The organism is Lederbergia sp. B243.17, from assembly GCF_057657925.1.
In genome coordinates this window covers 12337-29212 of sequence record NZ_JBWBKF010000058.1, presented here as the reverse complement: position 1 = coordinate 29212, position 16876 = coordinate 12337, and the positions used below count along the sequence as shown (strand labels likewise).

The 16876-nt window shown below is 44.5% G+C and carries 20 protein-coding genes and 1 tRNA gene; 19 read left to right on the top strand and 2 right to left on the bottom strand.

Features of this window, described 5'->3' with window-relative positions:
- Positions 1-201: 201 nt before the first annotated feature.
- From AC0TWI_RS10650 to AC0TWI_RS10590, 13 genes are all read left to right on the top strand, one after another.
- On the top strand, positions 202-4452 hold the full coding sequence (locus tag AC0TWI_RS10650; RefSeq protein WP_488126329.1) for a phage tail tape measure protein: 4251 nt from the start codon (positions 202-204) through the stop codon (positions 4450-4452).
- 4 nt (positions 4453-4456) lie between these two features.
- Positions 4457-5305, top strand: a complete 849-nt coding sequence (locus AC0TWI_RS10645) for a phage tail family protein (RefSeq protein WP_488126328.1) — start codon at positions 4457-4459, stop codon at positions 5303-5305.
- Positions 5306-5307: 2 nt separating this feature from the next.
- Positions 5308-5565 carry a hypothetical protein gene (locus tag AC0TWI_RS10640; protein WP_488126327.1) on the top strand — a complete coding sequence of 86 codons (258 nt, stop codon included), beginning with the start codon at positions 5308-5310 and terminating at the stop codon, positions 5563-5565.
- Positions 5549-6715, top strand: coding sequence for a hypothetical protein (locus AC0TWI_RS10635; RefSeq protein WP_488126326.1), 1167 nt, complete (start codon positions 5549-5551; stop codon positions 6713-6715). Before AC0TWI_RS10640 ends, AC0TWI_RS10635 begins: the two co-directional genes overlap by 17 nt.
- 17 nt (positions 6716-6732) lie before the next feature.
- Positions 6733-7002, top strand: coding sequence for a hypothetical protein (locus AC0TWI_RS10630; protein ID WP_488126325.1), 270 nt, complete (start codon positions 6733-6735; stop codon positions 7000-7002).
- 1 nt (position 7003) lies between these two features.
- Positions 7004-7156, top strand: coding sequence for a hypothetical protein (locus AC0TWI_RS10625; protein ID WP_488126324.1), 153 nt, complete (start codon positions 7004-7006; stop codon positions 7154-7156).
- Between the two features lie 120 nt (positions 7157-7276).
- Positions 7277-8206, top strand: coding sequence for a hypothetical protein (locus AC0TWI_RS10620; protein WP_488126323.1), 930 nt, complete (start codon positions 7277-7279; stop codon positions 8204-8206).
- Positions 8207-8228: 22 nt separating this feature from the next.
- A complete protein-coding gene (locus AC0TWI_RS10615) occupies positions 8229-9380 on the top strand; it encodes a siphovirus ReqiPepy6 Gp37-like family protein (protein ID WP_488126322.1) in 1152 nt (383 codons plus the stop codon).
- Positions 9381-9555: 175 nt separating this feature from the next.
- Positions 9556-9939, top strand: a complete 384-nt coding sequence (locus tag AC0TWI_RS10610) for a VOC family protein (protein ID WP_488126321.1) — start codon at positions 9556-9558, stop codon at positions 9937-9939.
- Between the two features lie 74 nt (positions 9940-10013).
- Positions 10014-10421 (top strand): hypothetical protein, encoded by a 408-nt coding sequence (locus AC0TWI_RS10605; protein ID WP_488126320.1) that lies wholly within the window; start codon positions 10014-10016, stop codon positions 10419-10421.
- A 13-nt stretch (positions 10422-10434) separates the two neighbouring features.
- The gene (locus AC0TWI_RS10600) at positions 10435-10683 is read left to right on the top strand and encodes a phage holin (protein ID WP_488126319.1); all 249 of its coding nucleotides are present in this window, start codon (positions 10435-10437) and stop codon (positions 10681-10683) included.
- 1 nt (position 10684) lies between these two features.
- Positions 10685-11620, top strand: a complete 936-nt coding sequence (locus AC0TWI_RS10595; RefSeq protein WP_488126318.1) for an N-acetylmuramoyl-L-alanine amidase — start codon at positions 10685-10687, stop codon at positions 11618-11620.
- A gap of 82 nt (positions 11621-11702) precedes the next feature.
- The gene (locus AC0TWI_RS10590) at positions 11703-12479 is read left to right on the top strand and encodes a hypothetical protein (RefSeq protein ID WP_488126317.1); all 777 of its coding nucleotides are present in this window, start codon (positions 11703-11705) and stop codon (positions 12477-12479) included.
- A gap of 46 nt (positions 12480-12525) precedes the next feature.
- On the opposite strand, the gene AC0TWI_RS10585 is transcribed toward AC0TWI_RS10590, so the two are convergent.
- On the bottom strand, positions 12526-12897 hold the full coding sequence (locus AC0TWI_RS10585; protein ID WP_488126316.1) for a YhjD family protein: 372 nt from the start codon (positions 12895-12897) through the stop codon (positions 12526-12528).
- 126 nt (positions 12898-13023) lie between these two features.
- Between AC0TWI_RS10585 and AC0TWI_RS10580 the strand changes: the two genes are divergently transcribed.
- The 3 genes from AC0TWI_RS10580 (at position 13024) to AC0TWI_RS10570 (ending at position 14110) form a co-directional block, all read left to right on the top strand.
- A complete protein-coding gene (locus AC0TWI_RS10580) occupies positions 13024-13245 on the top strand; it encodes a hypothetical protein (RefSeq protein ID WP_488126315.1) in 222 nt (73 codons plus the stop codon).
- A complete protein-coding gene (locus AC0TWI_RS10575; protein ID WP_488126314.1) occupies positions 13245-13457 on the top strand; it encodes a LexA family protein in 213 nt (70 codons plus the stop codon). The genes AC0TWI_RS10580 and AC0TWI_RS10575 overlap by 1 nt, the downstream gene beginning before the upstream one ends.
- Before the next feature lie 335 nt (positions 13458-13792).
- Positions 13793-14110 (top strand): hypothetical protein, encoded by a 318-nt coding sequence (locus AC0TWI_RS10570; protein ID WP_488126313.1) that lies wholly within the window; start codon positions 13793-13795, stop codon positions 14108-14110.
- Positions 14111-14266: 156 nt separating this feature from the next.
- On the opposite strand, the gene AC0TWI_RS10565 is transcribed toward AC0TWI_RS10570, so the two are convergent.
- Positions 14267-14338, bottom strand: a tRNA-Arg gene (locus AC0TWI_RS10565).
- 773 nt (positions 14339-15111) lie between these two features.
- Between AC0TWI_RS10565 and AC0TWI_RS10560 the strand changes: the two genes are divergently transcribed.
- The 3 genes from AC0TWI_RS10560 to AC0TWI_RS10550 all read left to right on the top strand — a co-directional run bounded on the left by AC0TWI_RS10560 (position 15112) and on the right by AC0TWI_RS10550 (position 16859).
- Positions 15112-15249: a YrzI family small protein gene (locus tag AC0TWI_RS10560; RefSeq protein WP_488126312.1), complete on the top strand. Its 138-nt coding sequence runs from the start codon at positions 15112-15114 to the stop codon at positions 15247-15249.
- Positions 15250-15470: 221 nt separating this feature from the next.
- Positions 15471-15713 carry a glutaredoxin family protein gene (locus AC0TWI_RS10555; protein WP_488126311.1) on the top strand — a complete coding sequence of 81 codons (243 nt, stop codon included), beginning with the start codon at positions 15471-15473 and terminating at the stop codon, positions 15711-15713.
- A 117-nt stretch (positions 15714-15830) separates the two neighbouring features.
- Positions 15831-16859, top strand: a complete 1029-nt coding sequence (locus tag AC0TWI_RS10550; RefSeq protein ID WP_488126310.1) for a sugar-binding transcriptional regulator — start codon at positions 15831-15833, stop codon at positions 16857-16859.
- Positions 16860-16876: the final 17 nt, after the last annotated feature.

Sequence of the window (16876 nt, the reverse complement as noted above, 5' to 3'; positions counted from 1 at the left end):
ACCAATCACCACGGACTTTTTTCTTTTTCTCTGTAAAACCATCAGCCTCGACAAAGACGACATGGAAGATATGACGATCGGCATGTGTATCGACTACTTCGAAGAACATGTCGCTCAGAAGAATGGAACAAAAGAGACTCCGACAAGACACGCAACACAATCCGACTTTGACCAATTTTAAATCAACAAGGTGGTGAGGTGATGTCAAAGAGGATAAAAGGAATCACGATTGAACTTGATGGCGAAACGAAAGGGTTAGACAAGGCGCTATCTGATGTCAATAAACGCTCTCGCGATCTCCAAAAGGAACTGAAGGATGTTGACCGGCTGCTGAAGTTTAACCCTGGAAACGCCGATCTGATCGCTCAAAAGCAGAAACTGCTTGGGGAGCAGGTTCAGACGACCAAAGATAAGCTGAAGCAGTTGCAAGACGCTCAAAAAGATGTGGACAAGGCGTTTGCTGAAGGGAAAATCAACGAGGAACAATACCGGGCTTTTCAACGGGAGCTTGCCTCGACAGAAGGTCAGCTAAAAAGTCTACAGGGGCAATTGGGCACATCGAAATCGTCCTTAAAGGAGTTCGGTGAATCGGCTGTAAAAGCTGGTGAGCACATCAAGAAAGTTGGCGATGGCATCACGTCTGCGGGCAAAGAGATGACGACAAAAGTCACTCTCCCTCTAATGGGTGTCGGTGCGGCTGCTGTCCTAGTCGGTGCTAACTTCGAACAGAGTATGGCAAACGTAGCGGCTATATCAGGGGCTACAGGGAAGGATTTCAAGCTCCTTGAAGCCAAGGCGAGGGAAATGGGTGCCTCAACAAACAAGAGTGCCAGTGAAGCGGCAGATGCCCTCTCATACATGGCTCTCGCGGGTTGGGACACAAAACAGATGATCGGCGGGATTGAGCCGATTCTCAAATTGTCCTCTGCAGGTAATATTGATCTGGCACGGACATCCGATCTTGTGACTGACTCAATGGCTGCCCTTCAACTACAGGTTAGTGATTTGCCCACCTTTTTGGATATGGTTGCAAAGGCATCACAAAAGTCTAACACAGACATAGATGCACTTATGGAAGCGTTTCTTGTTGCTGGTGGAACAATGTCCTCATTCAACGTACCTCTTGAAGAGGCTACATCAATCCTCGGCATCATGGCAAACCGTGGATACAAGGGTTCTCAGGCTGGAACTGCATTGAATGCAATTTTTACCAATCTTACTAGCCAAACTGGACAAGCAGCAGATGCTCTAGATGAATGGGGCATTAAGGCCTTCGATACTAAAGGGAATTTCAAAGGGCTAGAAGCCGTTCTCATGGAAATCAAAGATAAGACTGCCAAGATGACGGATGAGCAGAAGGCAAACTTCATCGCCATGGTTGCAGGAAAAGAACATCTAAAAACATTCAACGGAATCCTTGCGGGGCTCGGTAATGAGTATGGCAATTTAAAAGGTGAAGTATCCAGTGCGCAAGGCGCTCTTCAGCGAATGTATGACGTTATGACTGACAACACCAAGGGTAGATGGGATGAGTTTACTTCTGCAATGGAAGAGGCGGGAATCGCAATCTTCACTAATCTGCAGCCGGCGCTTGAGAAGCTATTAGGCTTTCTACAATCTCTTGTGGACGGTTTTAACAGTATGTCGCCCGCCATGCAGAATACCATGGTTGTCCTTGGAGGAATTGCGGCTGCACTCGGTCCTGTTCTCGTTGTTCTGGGCGTCCTCATATCATCCATAGGAACAATCGTGGGGACGTTCGGAACCTTTGCCGCAGCTATTGGAACCGCCACAGCGGGGGCCGCCGCGGCCACCCCAGTAGTTGGAGCACTTGCCTCAGTAATTTCGTTTTTAACTGGTCCAATTGGACTGGCCATCGCTGCCATAGTCGCCATTGGTGCAGCCTTAGTGGTCGCTTACAATAAGGTCGATTGGTTCCGCGAAGGCGTAAACGACGTTTTCAACGCTGTGAAAAATGTGGTGACGAATGCCATGGGTGCTGTGATCGATTTTCTGTCAGACAAGCTATCATATATAAAAACATTTTGGACAGAAAACGGGCAGCAGATCAAACAAGCGACGGAAAACGTCTGGAACGCTATCAAGGCTGTTATCTCAGCGGTAATGCCAGCAATTGAAGCAATTATAAAAGCCGCATGGTTCGTCATCCAGACCATCGTCATGAGTGTATGGGAGAACATCAAGGGAGTCATTAGCGGGGCCTTGGATATCATCCTCGGTCTTGTTAAAACGTTCAGTAGCTTGTTCACCGGCGACTGGCAAGGAATGTGGGATGGTATCAAGCAACTATTCAGCGGAGCCGTTGAACTGCTGTGGAACGCAGTTCAGTTGTTGCTTTGGGGACGTCTGTTAAAAGGCATCGCTACGTTTGCTGCCGGATTCAAAACAGCAACTTCATCCATGTGGACGTCCATACAATCTGTATTTACGAATGCGATTAATGCCATCAAATCGTTCTTCACAACCGGTTTCGAGGCAATGAAAAGCATTGCCAACATTTCCATGAGTAGTATTCGGACGGTTATTTCGACTATCTGGAATGCTATTAAAACGGTGTTCTCCACAGTGATCAATACGATCAAGACGGTAGTGAGTAATGGCTTCAGTGGAATGGTTACCTCCATCCGAAATCTAATGACCAATGCGGTTAGCGCTGTTCGAACAAAGATGTCTGAAATGTTGAGCGCAGTCACCGGCAAGGCTAAAGAATTTCTGCAGGCGGGGAAGGATTTGATACTCGGATTAGTAAACGGGATTAAGTCCATGACAGCCTCGGCTATTAGTGCTGTTACCGGTGTGGTGGATGGTGTCGTTAATAAAGCAAAATCCCTTCTCGGAATCGCTTCTCCTTCAAAAGTAATGAAGCAGATCGGGGAATGGACCGGTCAGGGTATGGCAGACGGATTGACGAAGTCCGGAAAGAATGTGGAGAAGGCATCAGCGGGAATTGTCTCTGACATCGATAAACAATTTTCAAAAACGATGCAAGCAATTGTAAAACAAGCTGACGGCGCGGCAGCTGGAACAAAAAAGTCTACCGAGAAAATCAAGAAATCTTTCAACGAGGCTTTTGCTGCTGTTCAGCATGAATACAAAACAGGGGCTTTCAGTGCCAGCCAGTATGTTCAGGCTCTTGAGGCTGTCGGTAGTAAGTACGCCAAGAATGCCGATCAACAACGGAAAATATCTCAGGAACTGTTGAAAGTCGAAAAGGCGGCAGCCGAAGAGAGAAAGAAGCTGGAAAAGGAGTCTTTCGATCATTCAAAGTCCTTTATTGAGGCGAAGAAGTCTGTCAATGAAATGTCACTTGCCGAAGAACTAGCGGCATGGGAACGCGTCCACGATCGGTACAAGAAGGGTTCCGAAGAACGCATCGAAGCCGAAAAGAACATTCAGCGGGTACGTCAGGAGATTTATGATCAGCTTCTCAAAGCCAACGATGATTTCCTAAAGAAAACACAGGAAATCAACAAGAACGTAGAGGACGAAGAGAAACGTCTGAATGAAGTGTACGAAAAGGCGGTTGAGGAAAGAACGAAATCCATCCGGGACTTTTCGGGCCTCTTTGATGAAGTGGTCTTTAAGGCAGAGAAGACAGGAGAGGATTTACTCAGAAATTTGCGCGGTCAGGTTAGTTATATCGAACATTGGTCGTACACAATCGAACAGTTGGCCAAGCGAGGAATTGATGGTGGCTTGCTCGAAGAACTGCGGGCGATGGGACCGAAGGCAATGCCTGAACTGATGGCGCTTAATTCTCTCACAGACAGGCAGTTGAGAGAGTACGAAGACCTGTGGAAGAAGAAATCAAAGCAGGCGCGAGACATTGCTGTCAAAGAATTGACCGGACTCCGTACAGATACAGACAAACAGCTGAGTGAATTGCATAAAAAGGCAGCTATCCAACTGGAAGAAGTACGTAAAGAATTTGATGCGAAAGTGCGCTCGATTCGCTATGGAGCAGAGAATGAGTTCAATGCGATGAAGTCCACTTTGCCGCAGATCGGTAAGGAGGCCATGCAAGGGTTAAACAGTGGTCTTGAATCGATGCGTGGATCTGTAATGTCAACAGCTCGGAGCATAGCAAACCAGGTAAGTGCGACAATCAAGGATGCCCTGAAAATTAAGTCGCCTTCCCGGGTTATGATGGAAATTGGTGAATGGACGGGCCTCGGTTTAATTGAGGGGATGGATTCCATGATGAGCGGCATCCAATCTGCTGCAAGCAGGATGGGTGAAATAGCTGTACCGAACATGCCGAATATGGGCGGTTATGATGCAAGAGGCACTTCCGCGGGTTCCAATAACACTCAAACCGGCACGGTGATTCATCAAACAATTAACATCCACAGCCCTAAACCCGTAAGCCCAGCTGAAGCGGCCAGGTTGCAGAAGCGGGCATCGCAAGAACTAGCATTGGAGTGGAGGTGAGGCGATGGAGAAGATAACCTATACAAACGTAAACGGCGATTCGGTGGTATTTTCCCATCGTCCGCCGTTTTTATTATCCAAAATTGATGGTCTGGGAGATGTGGAGGCAGAGGTTCAGATTCAGCGTGCACCATACCAGGATGGCAAGACTCATGTTGATTCTCTGCTGGAACCAAGATACATCAGTTTGCAAATATCGATTCTTACTGAAGAAAGAGAGGAAGTTTCGGCTTGCAGGGAAAGATTGGCCAAAGTTTTCAATCCTAAGTTGCCCGGTGTATTGGTTTATGAGAATGACAGGGTTATCCGGCAGATAAAGACCGTTAGCGAGCATGTACCAAAGTTTCCCGGAGAGAACCGTGGCTTCCGATATCAAGTCGCCTTGATCAACTTACTCTGCCCATCACCTTACTGGCAAGACATCAACCCGACAAACGTCAAGCTGGAGGACTACGTTTCGAATTTCAGTTTCCCATTCTCCTTCCCGGTTTCGTTTGCTGCACGGGGAGACATGCGAACGCTGATTAATGAGGGTCATGCTCCGGCGCCTGTGAAGATAACCTTCCGCGGCGAGTCCATTAATCCACAAATAACAAAGGTTGATACTGGCGAATTTATCCGAGTCAGGCGGACGATCCCGGAAGGTTACTCATTGGTGATCACGACAGGTTTCAACGAAAAGGCTGTCCGAATCGTTGCTCCCGATGGTGTGGAGATGAACGCAATGGGCTATATCGATTTGGATTCATCATTCTTCAGCTTGGATGTGGGCGAGAACCGGCTTTCCTTCATTACTGAGGGTGGTAAGCCAGACGTTTATGTGGAATATAGAAATCTCTTTTTGGGGGTGTAGTGATGCACATTTATCTATTCGAGGAATCAGACGGCTATTATTCTCGTATCCTTGCCCACAAACAGAAATTGACAGAAAAGCAGATTAGAGAATACACCAATGAAATCCCTGATTTCGGGCGGGACATCGACGCGAAATGTGATTGGCTGATTGCTAATAAAGGCTTTGAAGCGATCAGTTATACAGCGGTCGATTTGGATGGTGGTCTCGAAGGCGCATATGTCACTGAAAGGATGAGGAAGAATGGCAGAGAAATTTAGTTTCTTTGATCCCGTGCTCCATGACGGTTTACCGGATCGGGAATATAACGCCCAGGAGTTTACGGATTACTTTGGTTCACTGGTGACCACGGGAATCATGAAGGGAGCCGGTGCTGAATTGAAGGTGACGGCCAATGGCTCGAATATGGTCACAGAGATTGATACCGGCATTGCGTTTATCGAGGGAAGGTTTTATGCCAATACTTCAAAGATGGCTCATACGCACGATACGGAGTCCCTTGGAAAGAGCCGGATTGACCGGATAGTCATTCGGTTGGATTTAAACACTGAAGCCAGGCATGTAAGGTCGTTCGTCAAGAAAGGTGTGGGATCAGCAACACCCATGCCGCCTGCGTTAACTAGAAACGATAAGGTCTATGAGATTTCAGTTGCTCAGGTAAAGGTCATCGGTGGCCAGACATACATCAATGCTTCAGATGTAATAGACGAACGGGAGAATGAGAGCGTTTGTGGATGGGCCGGGTCTAAAATTCTTCCCAATTTTGACGCGGAGGGGCTGCAGGCTGTCTTAGATAAGGTTAATGGACTAACTATCGAAAAGTTAACCCTTAGAATCCATAATAAGGCATCTGACCCTCCAAGCACTTATGATACGGGTGTTACTGTTAAAAAGACAACTCCGGAGGATGGCTACCCATCCTGGGGAGAAACAATAACATTTAAAACAAATGACGAATCGGGAATCCTACAAATATATGTACCACACGACTCTACCGGTGGATGGGGAGACCTATCATTTCGGATGAATAGGAAGGGTTATGAAGATTCGTGGGGTGACTTTCGTAAATTCGCAACAACAAAACTTGATCCCGAGGTTCTCCTGCCATTAAACGCCGGGTACGCCGCCCCAGAACCCTTCACTGGGATTAAGCCGCTGTCTTTCTTCAAAGATCCGTTTGGTATAGTCCATTTACAAGGGTACGTTCACAAAAATTCAGGGGCTGGAACCATCATAGGCGTTCTTCCGGTAGGATACAGACCGGACAGGGAGATAATCGTATATGGTACGCAATCCCAAGCTAATGAATCGAACAGCGGAATTTATATTAGACCGAACGGCGATGTAGCGGCAAACATTATCGCCCCTGGAAATTCCGCTATTTTCATAACGTTCAGAGCGTATAACTGATGGGAGGGACTGATATTATGAAGCACGCTTATGAGTTAGATGAACAGGGCTTTATTATCGAAAGATATTTGGTAGACGATAAAGAAGAGCCGGAAGGCGTGATAACTGTTCAACTTCCTCAACCTTTGCCTTTTCATAAGCCAAAATGGACGGGTGCCGATTGGGAAGAGGGGGCGACACAAGAGGAAATTGACGAAATAACAAGAGTCGAACCCAGCCCACCGTCCGACGAAGAGCGGATTGCCCACCTGGAAGAAACGCTATTATTCTTATTAGGAGGAATGTAAAATGAAACAATCACCTGTATACGGATTTTTGCTGAATATGTGGATCATGAACCGAATCGAGGAGGACTACCTGGACGGACAAGTGACGAGAGAACATATCACCGCAGATGAAAAAGACATGATTGTGGCTACACCGCGGCTGCCGAAGGAGTAATTGCCAACTAGGTGAATTTTATGTTTGAAACGTTACCTATTTTCCTCCTCAGAGTCAGATGATTTAACTAATCTGGTATAATAAATTTAAAATGAATTATCTGACTTTCCGGAGGTTACTATGGATCAAGAAAGTAGAGAAATCAGTGAATTTGTTAGAATCGAATATGACACAATAACAAAGAATCTAGAGGTAATGGAAGAAATCAACAAACAACCTATTACCGACGATGGTTACAAAATATTAAAAGAACTAAATAACCGTGGCCCAGAAGGGGGCTTAAGACTTTATCAAAGAGGTGAAGCAAAATACCCATCTGTATTTAAAATGGAAGTTATGAAACGAGTAAATTTATCTCCTGAAGAGTTTGAAAGTGAAATTAAAATTCTATTTTTTAAGAGATTCGTCGACTACAATTTTAGCCCTAGTGATTTGCAAGTTAAGGCAATGGAAAAAAACCCGGACCTTACCGTAGATTTGCTGAAGTTCGGAACCGTTCTAGATACGGTCTTCTCTCAACACGGATTAGGCACTATAAGATTAACAGATAGAGGGTTCTACGCAATGATAGACTATGGCTTAAAAGATATGATTGAGATACAAAGTGCGCTTGACCGTACAAAAAAAGAGATAGATGAAAAGATCATTCAACAACAAGTACAAATTGATGAATTTAGAAAGCTATCAGATAAAGCAAATGAAGACTTAGAGAGTATCAATAGCAATGTTGTAAAAGTGGAGAAAAAAGTATCTAGATTTGATGAAAATATTTTTACGATATTCTCGTTGATGATAGCAGCTTTTGCCGTGATTGGAATAAACATTAGCAGTATTCCCAATATAGATGGGAATTTCTTTATAAGTATATTAGTTATAAACTTCTCTATTTGTTTTAGCTTAATTGTACTCTTTTATTTGTTAAAATTATTGATTCATAATGAAAAGAGTGAGAGTTTAGGACGGTTGCTTTTCGGGTTTGGGATAATATTTCTGTTTGTCATAATTTTTCAATCTGAATTTTGGAGTGAATTGATTTCGAATTTTAAATAAGAGCATGAAGCGAGGTGCCAAATTGAAACCCATCCGCATTTTCACACCAAATATCGATTTGCTCGGAGAGATTAGTAATTATGAATCTCTCTTTTTTGTGCGCTCTTGGCATGGCATCGGCGACTTGGAGCTGCGTATCAATCGGTACAAAGCCTATACCGACACGTTGCAAAAGGGGAACGTCATTGTAGTCGGTCGGGACAAGCATAAAGCCTATCAGATCGCCCATCGGGAAATTGAACTGGACGAACAGGGGAAGGCGACAGAGAACTGGCTGATCAAGGCGCTGGAGTTAAAGGCGGTTACCGGCCAGCGCCTCGCCTTGCCGCCTGCCCACACATCACACGACAATCGGGCCGCTGCAGCCGAAACGGTTATGAAGCATTATGTGAATCGGAATGTGGTCAGTCCGGTTGACGCCAGACGGAAGATTGAGCAGTTGATAATCGAGCAGGATACCGGCAGCGGCCCTCATGTAGACTGGCAATCCCGTTTCAAGAATCTGGATGAGGAACTGGCCGACATTTCTATGCTCTCTGGTATCGGCTGGGGAATGAGGGTAGACTACGATTTGCAAAAATGGATATTCGAAACGGATGAAGGGCGGGACCTGTCCGTTAATCAAGACGTGCATTCGCCGGTCATTTTCTCTCCTCAATTTGATAACATCAAGAATATGCATTTCGTGGACAGCGACTTGAATTATAAAAACACCGCCTATGTCGCCGGTCAGGGTGAGGGGGTAGAGCGTCGAGTGATTGAGTTAGGGGAGGCGACAGGCCTTGCCCGCCGGGAACTGTTTGTGGACGCCAGAGACGTATCGGAGGAAACAGACGATGAAGAGCCGGTGCCGCGTCCAGTAGCTGATATTGAGCGTGATCTGACCAATCGAGGAGAGAACGCACTGGCTGAACTGCAGCAAGAATTTTTCCTTGAAGGACAGATCCTCACCGAGTCCACTTTCAAGTATGAAGAGGATTGGAACCTGGGTGACATCGTAACTCTCCAGGAACCTGGCTGGGGTGTCACGATGGATAGCCGTATCACGGAAGTAAAAGAGATTTACGAGCCATCAGGCTTTCAGCTTGAAGCCACATTCGGATTCAGCCGGCCGACACTAATCAGCAAGATTAAACAGGAACTGGCAGGGATGCGGAATGAGATTGTGAGGTGAATCAAATGCAGGTAATCTATAGCCATCCTTGGCTGACGACTTGGTTTATCTTCTGGTTATTCTTTTGTCTATCCAGCGTTGTAACTATTATGAGAAAAAAGATATAGGGAAAAGAGAAGGAACCTTGCCCTCTTATGTTGAATATTGGAAATATGACATGAGAGGGGGATAACTTATGAAAGAGTATTTTAAAGTTATCATAGTAAACGATAGAGAAATTGATAAATTTCTTGCAAAAGGTTGGGAAATAATTGAAACAGAAAAGGCAAGAGATGAATACGGAGAGCGAGTTACTTATCATATTGGATTCTCTTTGAATAAAGCTTTCGAGATGTCACTAGAAATATTACGTGCATATGAAAAGCATGATCTCAGAAATCAGTTACTTAAAGCCGAAGCAAATGAGATTGGGGAAAATTTGGAGGATTATAATCCGCATGCAGGTAAACGTGTTGATAATTCACTATCTAATCTATTTGTAAAAACAGATTTCTTACTCACACGCCAAGCCGATCCACAAATCTACAAAAATGATAAAGATGATCCTTTTATATTGTGATTAAGGAATTTTTGAACGTCCCCCCGTGGGCGTTCTTTTTGTTTATATAGAGGGAAAAGAAAGGGGGAGTGAGTATGCCAGATAAGGAAAAGGAGCCGTTTAGCGTGTATGACAAAATGCGTGAACATGACACTACTCTAAGTGACCATGGGGATCGGCTAACTAATCTTGAAGAGAGTGATCGGCGCCAGGAGGCAAGAATTAAGCTACTTGAAGATAATGCAATTCGTTTGGAAAACACGGTAATGTCGGAGGCTAGAGAAACACGATCAACGATGGAGAGGAACACGGACAGGCTATTTGGTATCGTTCACGATGCTATGACTATGAGCACGACGCAGGAAGCCCAGCGGCATGAGTTACGGCTGACCAAGTGGGATAAGGTGACAACTATTCTATTAAAGGCAGGCGGCGGTCTGGTGGTCTTGGCGAGTGGGGGCGGAGCAATCTATTACCTAATCGCTCACTTACTTACAAAATGAGGAGGCAATTAAAATGAATGCAGACAAGCTAAAACAATATTTCGCGCTTTTTGGAGGACTGCTGTCGGCGGTCCTTTTATTTTTGGGTACGCTCAATGTGCATTTTGATTGGTTTAATGAGGACAGCATCGATGCGTTTGTAGGTGTCCTGGTGGCAGCTGTCCCGTTTATTATTTTGATCTACGGGCTTTGGAAAAATACGTATATCAGCAAAAGGGCAAAGTTGCAGGAACAGTTTCTGAAAGATGAGGGGCTGAAATAACATGCCACAGATCGTTCAATGGCTTATCCCGGCATCCAATAAGAAGACTCGGCCGGGTATCAAGCGCACTCCAATGTCAATCACAATCCATGAGACGGGGAATACAAACGTAGGTGCTAACGCTAAATCCCATGCCCGCCTGCAGGAATTAGGTAACTCACGAGAAGCATCCTGGCAGTATCAAGTGGATGATGGGGATATCATTTATCAGTCCGTTCCGGACGATGAAGTAGCATGGGCTGCAGGAGACGGCCGCGGCCCGGGAAATATGTATTCTATCCATATCGAAATCTGTGTTAATAAAGATGGAAATTACAAAAAGGCTGTAGAAAATGCGGCTTGGCTGGTTCGGTATTTGTTAAGCAAACATCCGCATCTCACCATCAATGTGGTATACCAGCACAATAAATGGAGTGGAAAAAACTGTCCTCAGCAAATGCGCAGCGGCAAGGCTGCTTATAACTGGGGGCAGTTTTTGACATTAGCAAGGACGCCGCAAGCGTCTTCGGTTGTCAGGTATCCGGCACATGTCCTTGGAATCGCTACTGTAACGACCGATTTCCTAAACATGAGGAAAGCGCCGTCCACAAATGCAGCAGTGATAGGTAAGGCAGAAAAGGGGACCAGCTGGCGTGTGCTTGAAATTAAAGACGGGTGGTACCGAATTGGTCCGTCAGCTTGGATATCCAATGCTGACAACGCTTATGCAACATATACGATAAATAGTAACCCCCTACCAGAAGAAAAGAAGGAGGCTGCGAAAATGCCTGAACGTGACATCAATAAAGTAAGTGATTGGGCAAAAACTTCTTGGGAAAAAGCGCATAAAAAGAAAGGGCAGGATGGCAGTCCAATTATGGACGGCACTAGACCGGGAGCTGTCCCAACTAGAGAAGAAATTGCAGTTATACTAGATCGAGCTGGATTGCTAGATTAGTATTTTTAACGGGTATGGTAAAATGGTCCTCCGATGCTCTATAATGGAATATAATTTAGTATGAGCGTAGGAGGGCCGGTTCGTGGAACAGACAAATAGTATGAAAATTAATAATAAGGTTTTTTCTGAAGAAAACATAGTAGAATTATGCAAACAAATTGATAAGATTTATCAAAAGGATATAGAACAAAAAGAGAAAACTAGCGTTCAAAATTCCTTCGGCTATATGGGAAAGTTAAGCATTACTTTGGAGTGCTCTGATCAGACTTCATATTCGGGTGATTATAATCGAATGGTTGCTGATCAATATATATTGAAAAATAAAAAGGTAGAGACATTGCGAATTGATTTTATGAGTCAGGGATATGATAAATTTATTAAGGTAGATATAACAGAAAAAAAGCATTACCCAAGCCAAGCTGTAGTTAGAGGTACAGATTCCAACTGGGTCAATGCTTCAACGCAGACCATTAAAGATATTATTGAGCATGCCAAACCTCAAGAGAATTTCATTTTGAAATATAAACGTATACTTGTCTTTCTTACTTCGCTTGTCATTTCGTTCCTGACGGTCTTTACAGTTGTTCTGGTTCTTGCATTTCTTGAGAAACTTGGCTTGTTAAATATTAAACCATCAAACAATAATGGAATTATATTTCTTTCCGTTTTGATCGGACTCGCTTCTCTTCTTTGGTCGTTTTGGCTTGATAAACAGATCGATGAGTTATGGCCAAGCATTGAATTTAATTTTGGGCCAGAGCACTTTCAAAAAGCCAAATTAAAAAGACGTGTTTATGGGATATTTATAACCATGATTTTGTTACCTTTGTTGTTTCTCATTTTAGGAAAAATATTGTAGGTAGATTTATCGACAATATGATCGCCCGGTACTCTGCCGGGCTTTTTTATCCAAACTCAATCTCCCTCTGCTGTGCTAAATAGTGCAGCAATAATTCCTCAGTCCGATTCCGCAAACGAGGATTAAAATAATTGTGCTGTTCCTCGTACCCTCTGTAAACAAATATGTACATTGTGAAAGCCTCATCTGATTTCAGTCGTTCCACCTTGATTTTGTTCTGATATAAATACCTTTTTGCATGAGCTAAATCCTTATGTACTATCCCCATTACGTCCTCGACTAATTTTATATATGGGTCCCGAAACTTAAATGGACTCGCGCTAAACACTTTTTTATCCCTTTCCAAAACAGTTAATACCATTGGCAAATATATCGCCTGTTCGATAATGTCCCGATCCTGTGTAGGTATTCTCGTCATGCCGCCAGCCCCTATTTTATAATGATTGATTCCATTCTAATCAAAAAACAGGGAATTGACAAGAACGTTTGTTCGTGAAATAATGCGAATATAGAACGTGTATCGACAGCGGTTAGGAGTGATAAGATGGTTTTCAAAAACAATCGCTTTTACGAAAGCGAAGAAATAGACGCGGCCATCGAGTTCCACAAGAAAATAAAATTTATATGTGCGGATCCAGAAAAGACAGTGATTGGACATATCCACTATGCCAATTATAGGGACAAATCTTTTTATATTGCGTGCGAAGATGAAAAGTTTAGAAAGATACCATTCAACAAAATTACATATGTGGAGGTACTGCAGTGATGAGTAAATTGACTAAAAGGCAACAAGATATTTTATCTGCAATAAAGGGATATGTGGAGGAACACGGTTACTCACCGTCTTACAGGGAAATCACTGATTTGATTGGTATAAGGTCCGTATCCACAGTATGTACACATTTGGATCAACTAAAGCGTAAGGGATATATTAACTTTGCTCCTGGCCAGCCTAGAACGATTTCAATAATTGCCTGACACAAGAGGCATATCTCGCACAACTTCCCATATAAATGTACAAGGCGTCAGACAGACGTCAGGGAAGGGGAGAGATTAATTGTACAGACCGACGGTTCGGTATCATGACGATTACAAAAATTATGTAGATGGTATGTTTCGGGCGACAACGTTGGATCGCAATCAAATCATTAGGGCGGCCCTGTTCATGGCGGCACATTCGCCAGAGTTTTACCAGTTACTAAAACCATATCGGCGGGCTGACATCCCTCTCCCCCGCCCTGCTTGGCGCGCATCTGACCATGTTTATTTTATGGAGAGTGACCCAAAAAGCAGAGAGGGGAGAGGGAGCGAATATGCTATCCCAAGAGGAAAAGAAAAAGTTGATGTGGATGATGTTGCTGGACAGTCCGGAGCAATCAGAATGGAAACAGTGGAACAAACCCCATCAGAGGAACACAGACGTAAGCGACCGGTTGAGGGACGATCTCGGGAGATTCGCCATACAGGAGGAGGAGGAATACGGATCCGATTATGTTGAGCGGAGAATCCGGCTTGTCAAGCAACCGGAGACGTACGGATCATATGATGTAGAGGAGGATAATGCGTCGGGATTGAGGGCTTTGGTTGTGGTTTTCATAACGATTGCTTTTTTCGTTGGGCGATGGCTTTAGTGTGTAAAATTTGTGTAAAAAAATATCAAAACGTGCCGGATTTTATCGTATTCATGTCGGCAAAGAAAAATAGAAAAAAGACCCGCTAACGCTGTGGTATCAACGTTTACGAGCCTTTTGCTTTTTGTTCAAACCTTACATATCGGAACGTGCTGACGCCCTCGGCAGGAATCGAACCCACATTTTAAGAACCGGAATCTTACGTGTTATCCGTTACACTACGAGGGCAAATTTTTATCGTACAATATGTGATTATAAAGTAATTAAATCCGCTTGGCAAGTCTTTTTTTCAAAAACCTCCAGGTTCGCTCGTTAAGCGACCGGGAGGGAGAAAATCCTGTGTGCCTGAAGGAAGGCGGTTATGCGCGCGTCTGTTGCATAGAAAGGTTTAATGTGCCCGAGAGCGGCTGATTGCCGGTACGTAGGTCACCCTAGAGATGCCCAAAGTACCCGAGGGAAGCTGATTAGTCCCGCGTAGGTCACTTTGCAGCTATGAAGTTTGTAAAATGCCGAACCCTGTAGCGGTGATTAAAAGTAGAGCCGATTATCAGCTGCAATCGCCGATCAGGTAGGGAATTCTGCCATCCGCAGCACTCCGTTTAGAGAAGGAGCACAGCAAAGATATAGAAGGTTTTCTAGCTTGTCAATGTACAAATTTTGAACTTTTAAAGAAAAGGGTTGCAATCTTGCTTGAATGTGGATATACTTCCCTTATAGCAGTAAAAATTCCCAAAGGAGGTCGAAGAACATGAAATCAATTCTACTCATTTCTCAGCACAACAAAATAATGATTCATTCGACCAATCGGGATTGGATTGCCTGCTAATTATTAACGCTGACCAATTACTATCCATGCCGCAGGGAGAATGATGCCCTGCGGCTTTTAATTTTGCTGCAGGGTGAAGGGATTCCTGCGGCCTTTTTGTGCCTTGCCGCAGGAGACCCGTCTCTTTGCGGCTTTTTACATTGGATAAATTTTCAAGGAGGGGAGGTGGCCGGACATGACATTAAAAATATTATTTTTGAAAATCACCATTCAAAAGCATATTCCGACGATGGAAGAACTTATGCACCAAGAAGAAATACAGAGAAACTATGACCGGATCCGAGAACAGCAAACGTATTTGCACAGACTGTAAGAACGCATAAAAAAACTGGAGAAAGGATGATGGATATGATGATCATGGCAATGTATACAAACCAACTATTCTGGGAGGCCTCGCTGGATAGTACCTAGCGACTGATGTAATTACATGTGATTCAATGGGCGACGGCTGATTTTACGCCGTCGCTATTTTTATTTTTGGCCGCTGGTGGTATGCTGTAGAGGAAGGATAATGAAATTAGTGAGGGTTGCAAAATGGAACTGATCTTTTACACACGCAAGCAATGCCCGCTCTGTGAAGATGCAAAGGTGCTCCTCCATATGCTTCAGGAAAATCTGGATTTCAAAATCGAAGAACGGGATATTGAGGAAAAGGACGAATGGACGGAAGCGTTCGGCCTGATGATTCCGGTAGTAGAAGCGGAAGGTGAGTTGCTCCAATACGGGACAATTGACCCGGCAGTGATCGAGGAATATATTCTCAAACATAAAAATTGAAGTCTTGAGCAAAGATTGCTATGATAAATGAGGGGCTGATATTTTTTTTAACCTAAGTGGGACGTAATTGGTCTTACTTGGACATTTTGCGACCCGATAGGATAAAGGAGATTTCGCATGCGCTCTCTATTAAAGGTTCAACAGAAAATAGTGCCCGATATGCTTGAAGTAATGCAAAAGCGGTATCAGGTCCTTCTTTCCATCAGGCTGGCGGAGCCGGTTGGCCGCAGAAAATTGGCTGAAATGCTAGGCATGACCGAACGGGTGTTGAGAAGCGAAGCTGACTTTCTTAAAGACAGTGGCTTGATCGAAATTAAATCTTCAGGCATGACTGTCACGTCAGCGGGTAAAGGACTATTGGCTGAACTGGAGGACATGGTGCAGGAGTTGTCGGGTGTCCGTGAACTGGAAAGAAAGCTTCAATCAAAGCTTGGAGTCCGGAAAGTGCAGATTATCCCGGGAGATAGTGATGAAACTCCGGTAGTGAAAGAAGAAATGGGAAAGGCTTGTGCCGATTATATGCGCGAGTGCCTTTCGCAAGAAAATGTCATCGCAGTAACCGGCGGAACGACGATGGCCTCTGCGGCCGATATGCTTGAGCCGATGGACGGCGAAGGCAAAGGCTTGCTGTTCGTCCCAGCTAGAGGCGGAATTGGCGAGGACGTGAAAAACCAGGCGAATGTGATCTGTGCGACCATGGCCGAAAAAACGGGCGGTTCCCACAGAGTCCTTTATGTCCCTGACCAAGTCGGACGGGAGGCATATGAATCCTTGATGAAAGAGCCTACTATTATAGAGATTGTCTCTATGATCAAGTCAGCCAATATCGTTCTTCATGGAATTGGCGATGCAATGACGATGGCTAAGCGCAGAAGGACGAGTGAAGCCGGGATGAAGAAGATCATTGAAAAAAACGCTGTTGGCGAAGCTTTCGGCTATTATTTTAATGAGATTGGGGAAATAGTACATAAAGTACCCACTATCGGACTGCAGCTTGCAGATCTTCATCGTGTTCCCTGTATTGTCGCTACAGCTGGAGGGACGTCAAAGGCGAAGGCAATCAGATCCTATATGGTTAGTGCGCCTGAACAGACCGTGCTGATAACGGATGAAGGCGCAGCGAGAAAGCTTTTAGAAGAGGCTTAAAAGCTTCTTTTAAATAT

What these genes read in the sequence shown, in the direction of transcription:
- AC0TWI_RS10650 (WP_488126329.1), top strand. Translation starts at nt 202, where the DNA reads ATGTCAAAGAGGATAAAAGGAATCACGATTGAACTTGATGGCGAAACG.
- AC0TWI_RS10645 (WP_488126328.1), top strand. Translation starts at nt 4,457, where the DNA reads ATGGAGAAGATAACCTATACAAACGTAAACGGCGATTCGGTGGTATTT.
- AC0TWI_RS10640 (WP_488126327.1), top strand. Translation starts at nt 5,308, where the DNA reads ATGCACATTTATCTATTCGAGGAATCAGACGGCTATTATTCTCGTATC.
- AC0TWI_RS10635 (WP_488126326.1), top strand. Translation starts at nt 5,549, where the DNA reads ATGGCAGAGAAATTTAGTTTCTTTGATCCCGTGCTCCATGACGGTTTA.
- AC0TWI_RS10630 (WP_488126325.1), top strand. Translation starts at nt 6,733, where the DNA reads ATGAAGCACGCTTATGAGTTAGATGAACAGGGCTTTATTATCGAAAGA.
- AC0TWI_RS10625 (WP_488126324.1), top strand. Translation starts at nt 7,004, where the DNA reads ATGAAACAATCACCTGTATACGGATTTTTGCTGAATATGTGGATCATG.
- AC0TWI_RS10620 (WP_488126323.1), top strand. Translation starts at nt 7,277, where the DNA reads ATGGATCAAGAAAGTAGAGAAATCAGTGAATTTGTTAGAATCGAATAT.
- AC0TWI_RS10610 (WP_488126321.1), top strand. Translation starts at nt 9,556, where the DNA reads ATGAAAGAGTATTTTAAAGTTATCATAGTAAACGATAGAGAAATTGAT.
- AC0TWI_RS10605 (WP_488126320.1), top strand. Translation starts at nt 10,014, where the DNA reads ATGCCAGATAAGGAAAAGGAGCCGTTTAGCGTGTATGACAAAATGCGT.
- AC0TWI_RS10600 (WP_488126319.1), top strand. Translation starts at nt 10,435, where the DNA reads ATGAATGCAGACAAGCTAAAACAATATTTCGCGCTTTTTGGAGGACTG.
- AC0TWI_RS10595 (WP_488126318.1), top strand. Translation starts at nt 10,685, where the DNA reads ATGCCACAGATCGTTCAATGGCTTATCCCGGCATCCAATAAGAAGACT.
- AC0TWI_RS10585 (WP_488126316.1), bottom strand. Translation starts at nt 12,897, where the DNA reads ATGACGAGAATACCTACACAGGATCGGGACATTATCGAACAGGCGATA.
- AC0TWI_RS10580 (WP_488126315.1), top strand. Translation starts at nt 13,024, where the DNA reads ATGGTTTTCAAAAACAATCGCTTTTACGAAAGCGAAGAAATAGACGCG.
- AC0TWI_RS10575 (WP_488126314.1), top strand. Translation starts at nt 13,245, where the DNA reads ATGAGTAAATTGACTAAAAGGCAACAAGATATTTTATCTGCAATAAAG.
- AC0TWI_RS10570 (WP_488126313.1), top strand. Translation starts at nt 13,793, where the DNA reads ATGCTATCCCAAGAGGAAAAGAAAAAGTTGATGTGGATGATGTTGCTG.
- AC0TWI_RS10560 (WP_488126312.1), top strand. Translation starts at nt 15,112, where the DNA reads ATGACATTAAAAATATTATTTTTGAAAATCACCATTCAAAAGCATATT.
- AC0TWI_RS10555 (WP_488126311.1), top strand. Translation starts at nt 15,471, where the DNA reads ATGGAACTGATCTTTTACACACGCAAGCAATGCCCGCTCTGTGAAGAT.
- AC0TWI_RS10550 (WP_488126310.1), top strand. Translation starts at nt 15,831, where the DNA reads ATGCGCTCTCTATTAAAGGTTCAACAGAAAATAGTGCCCGATATGCTT.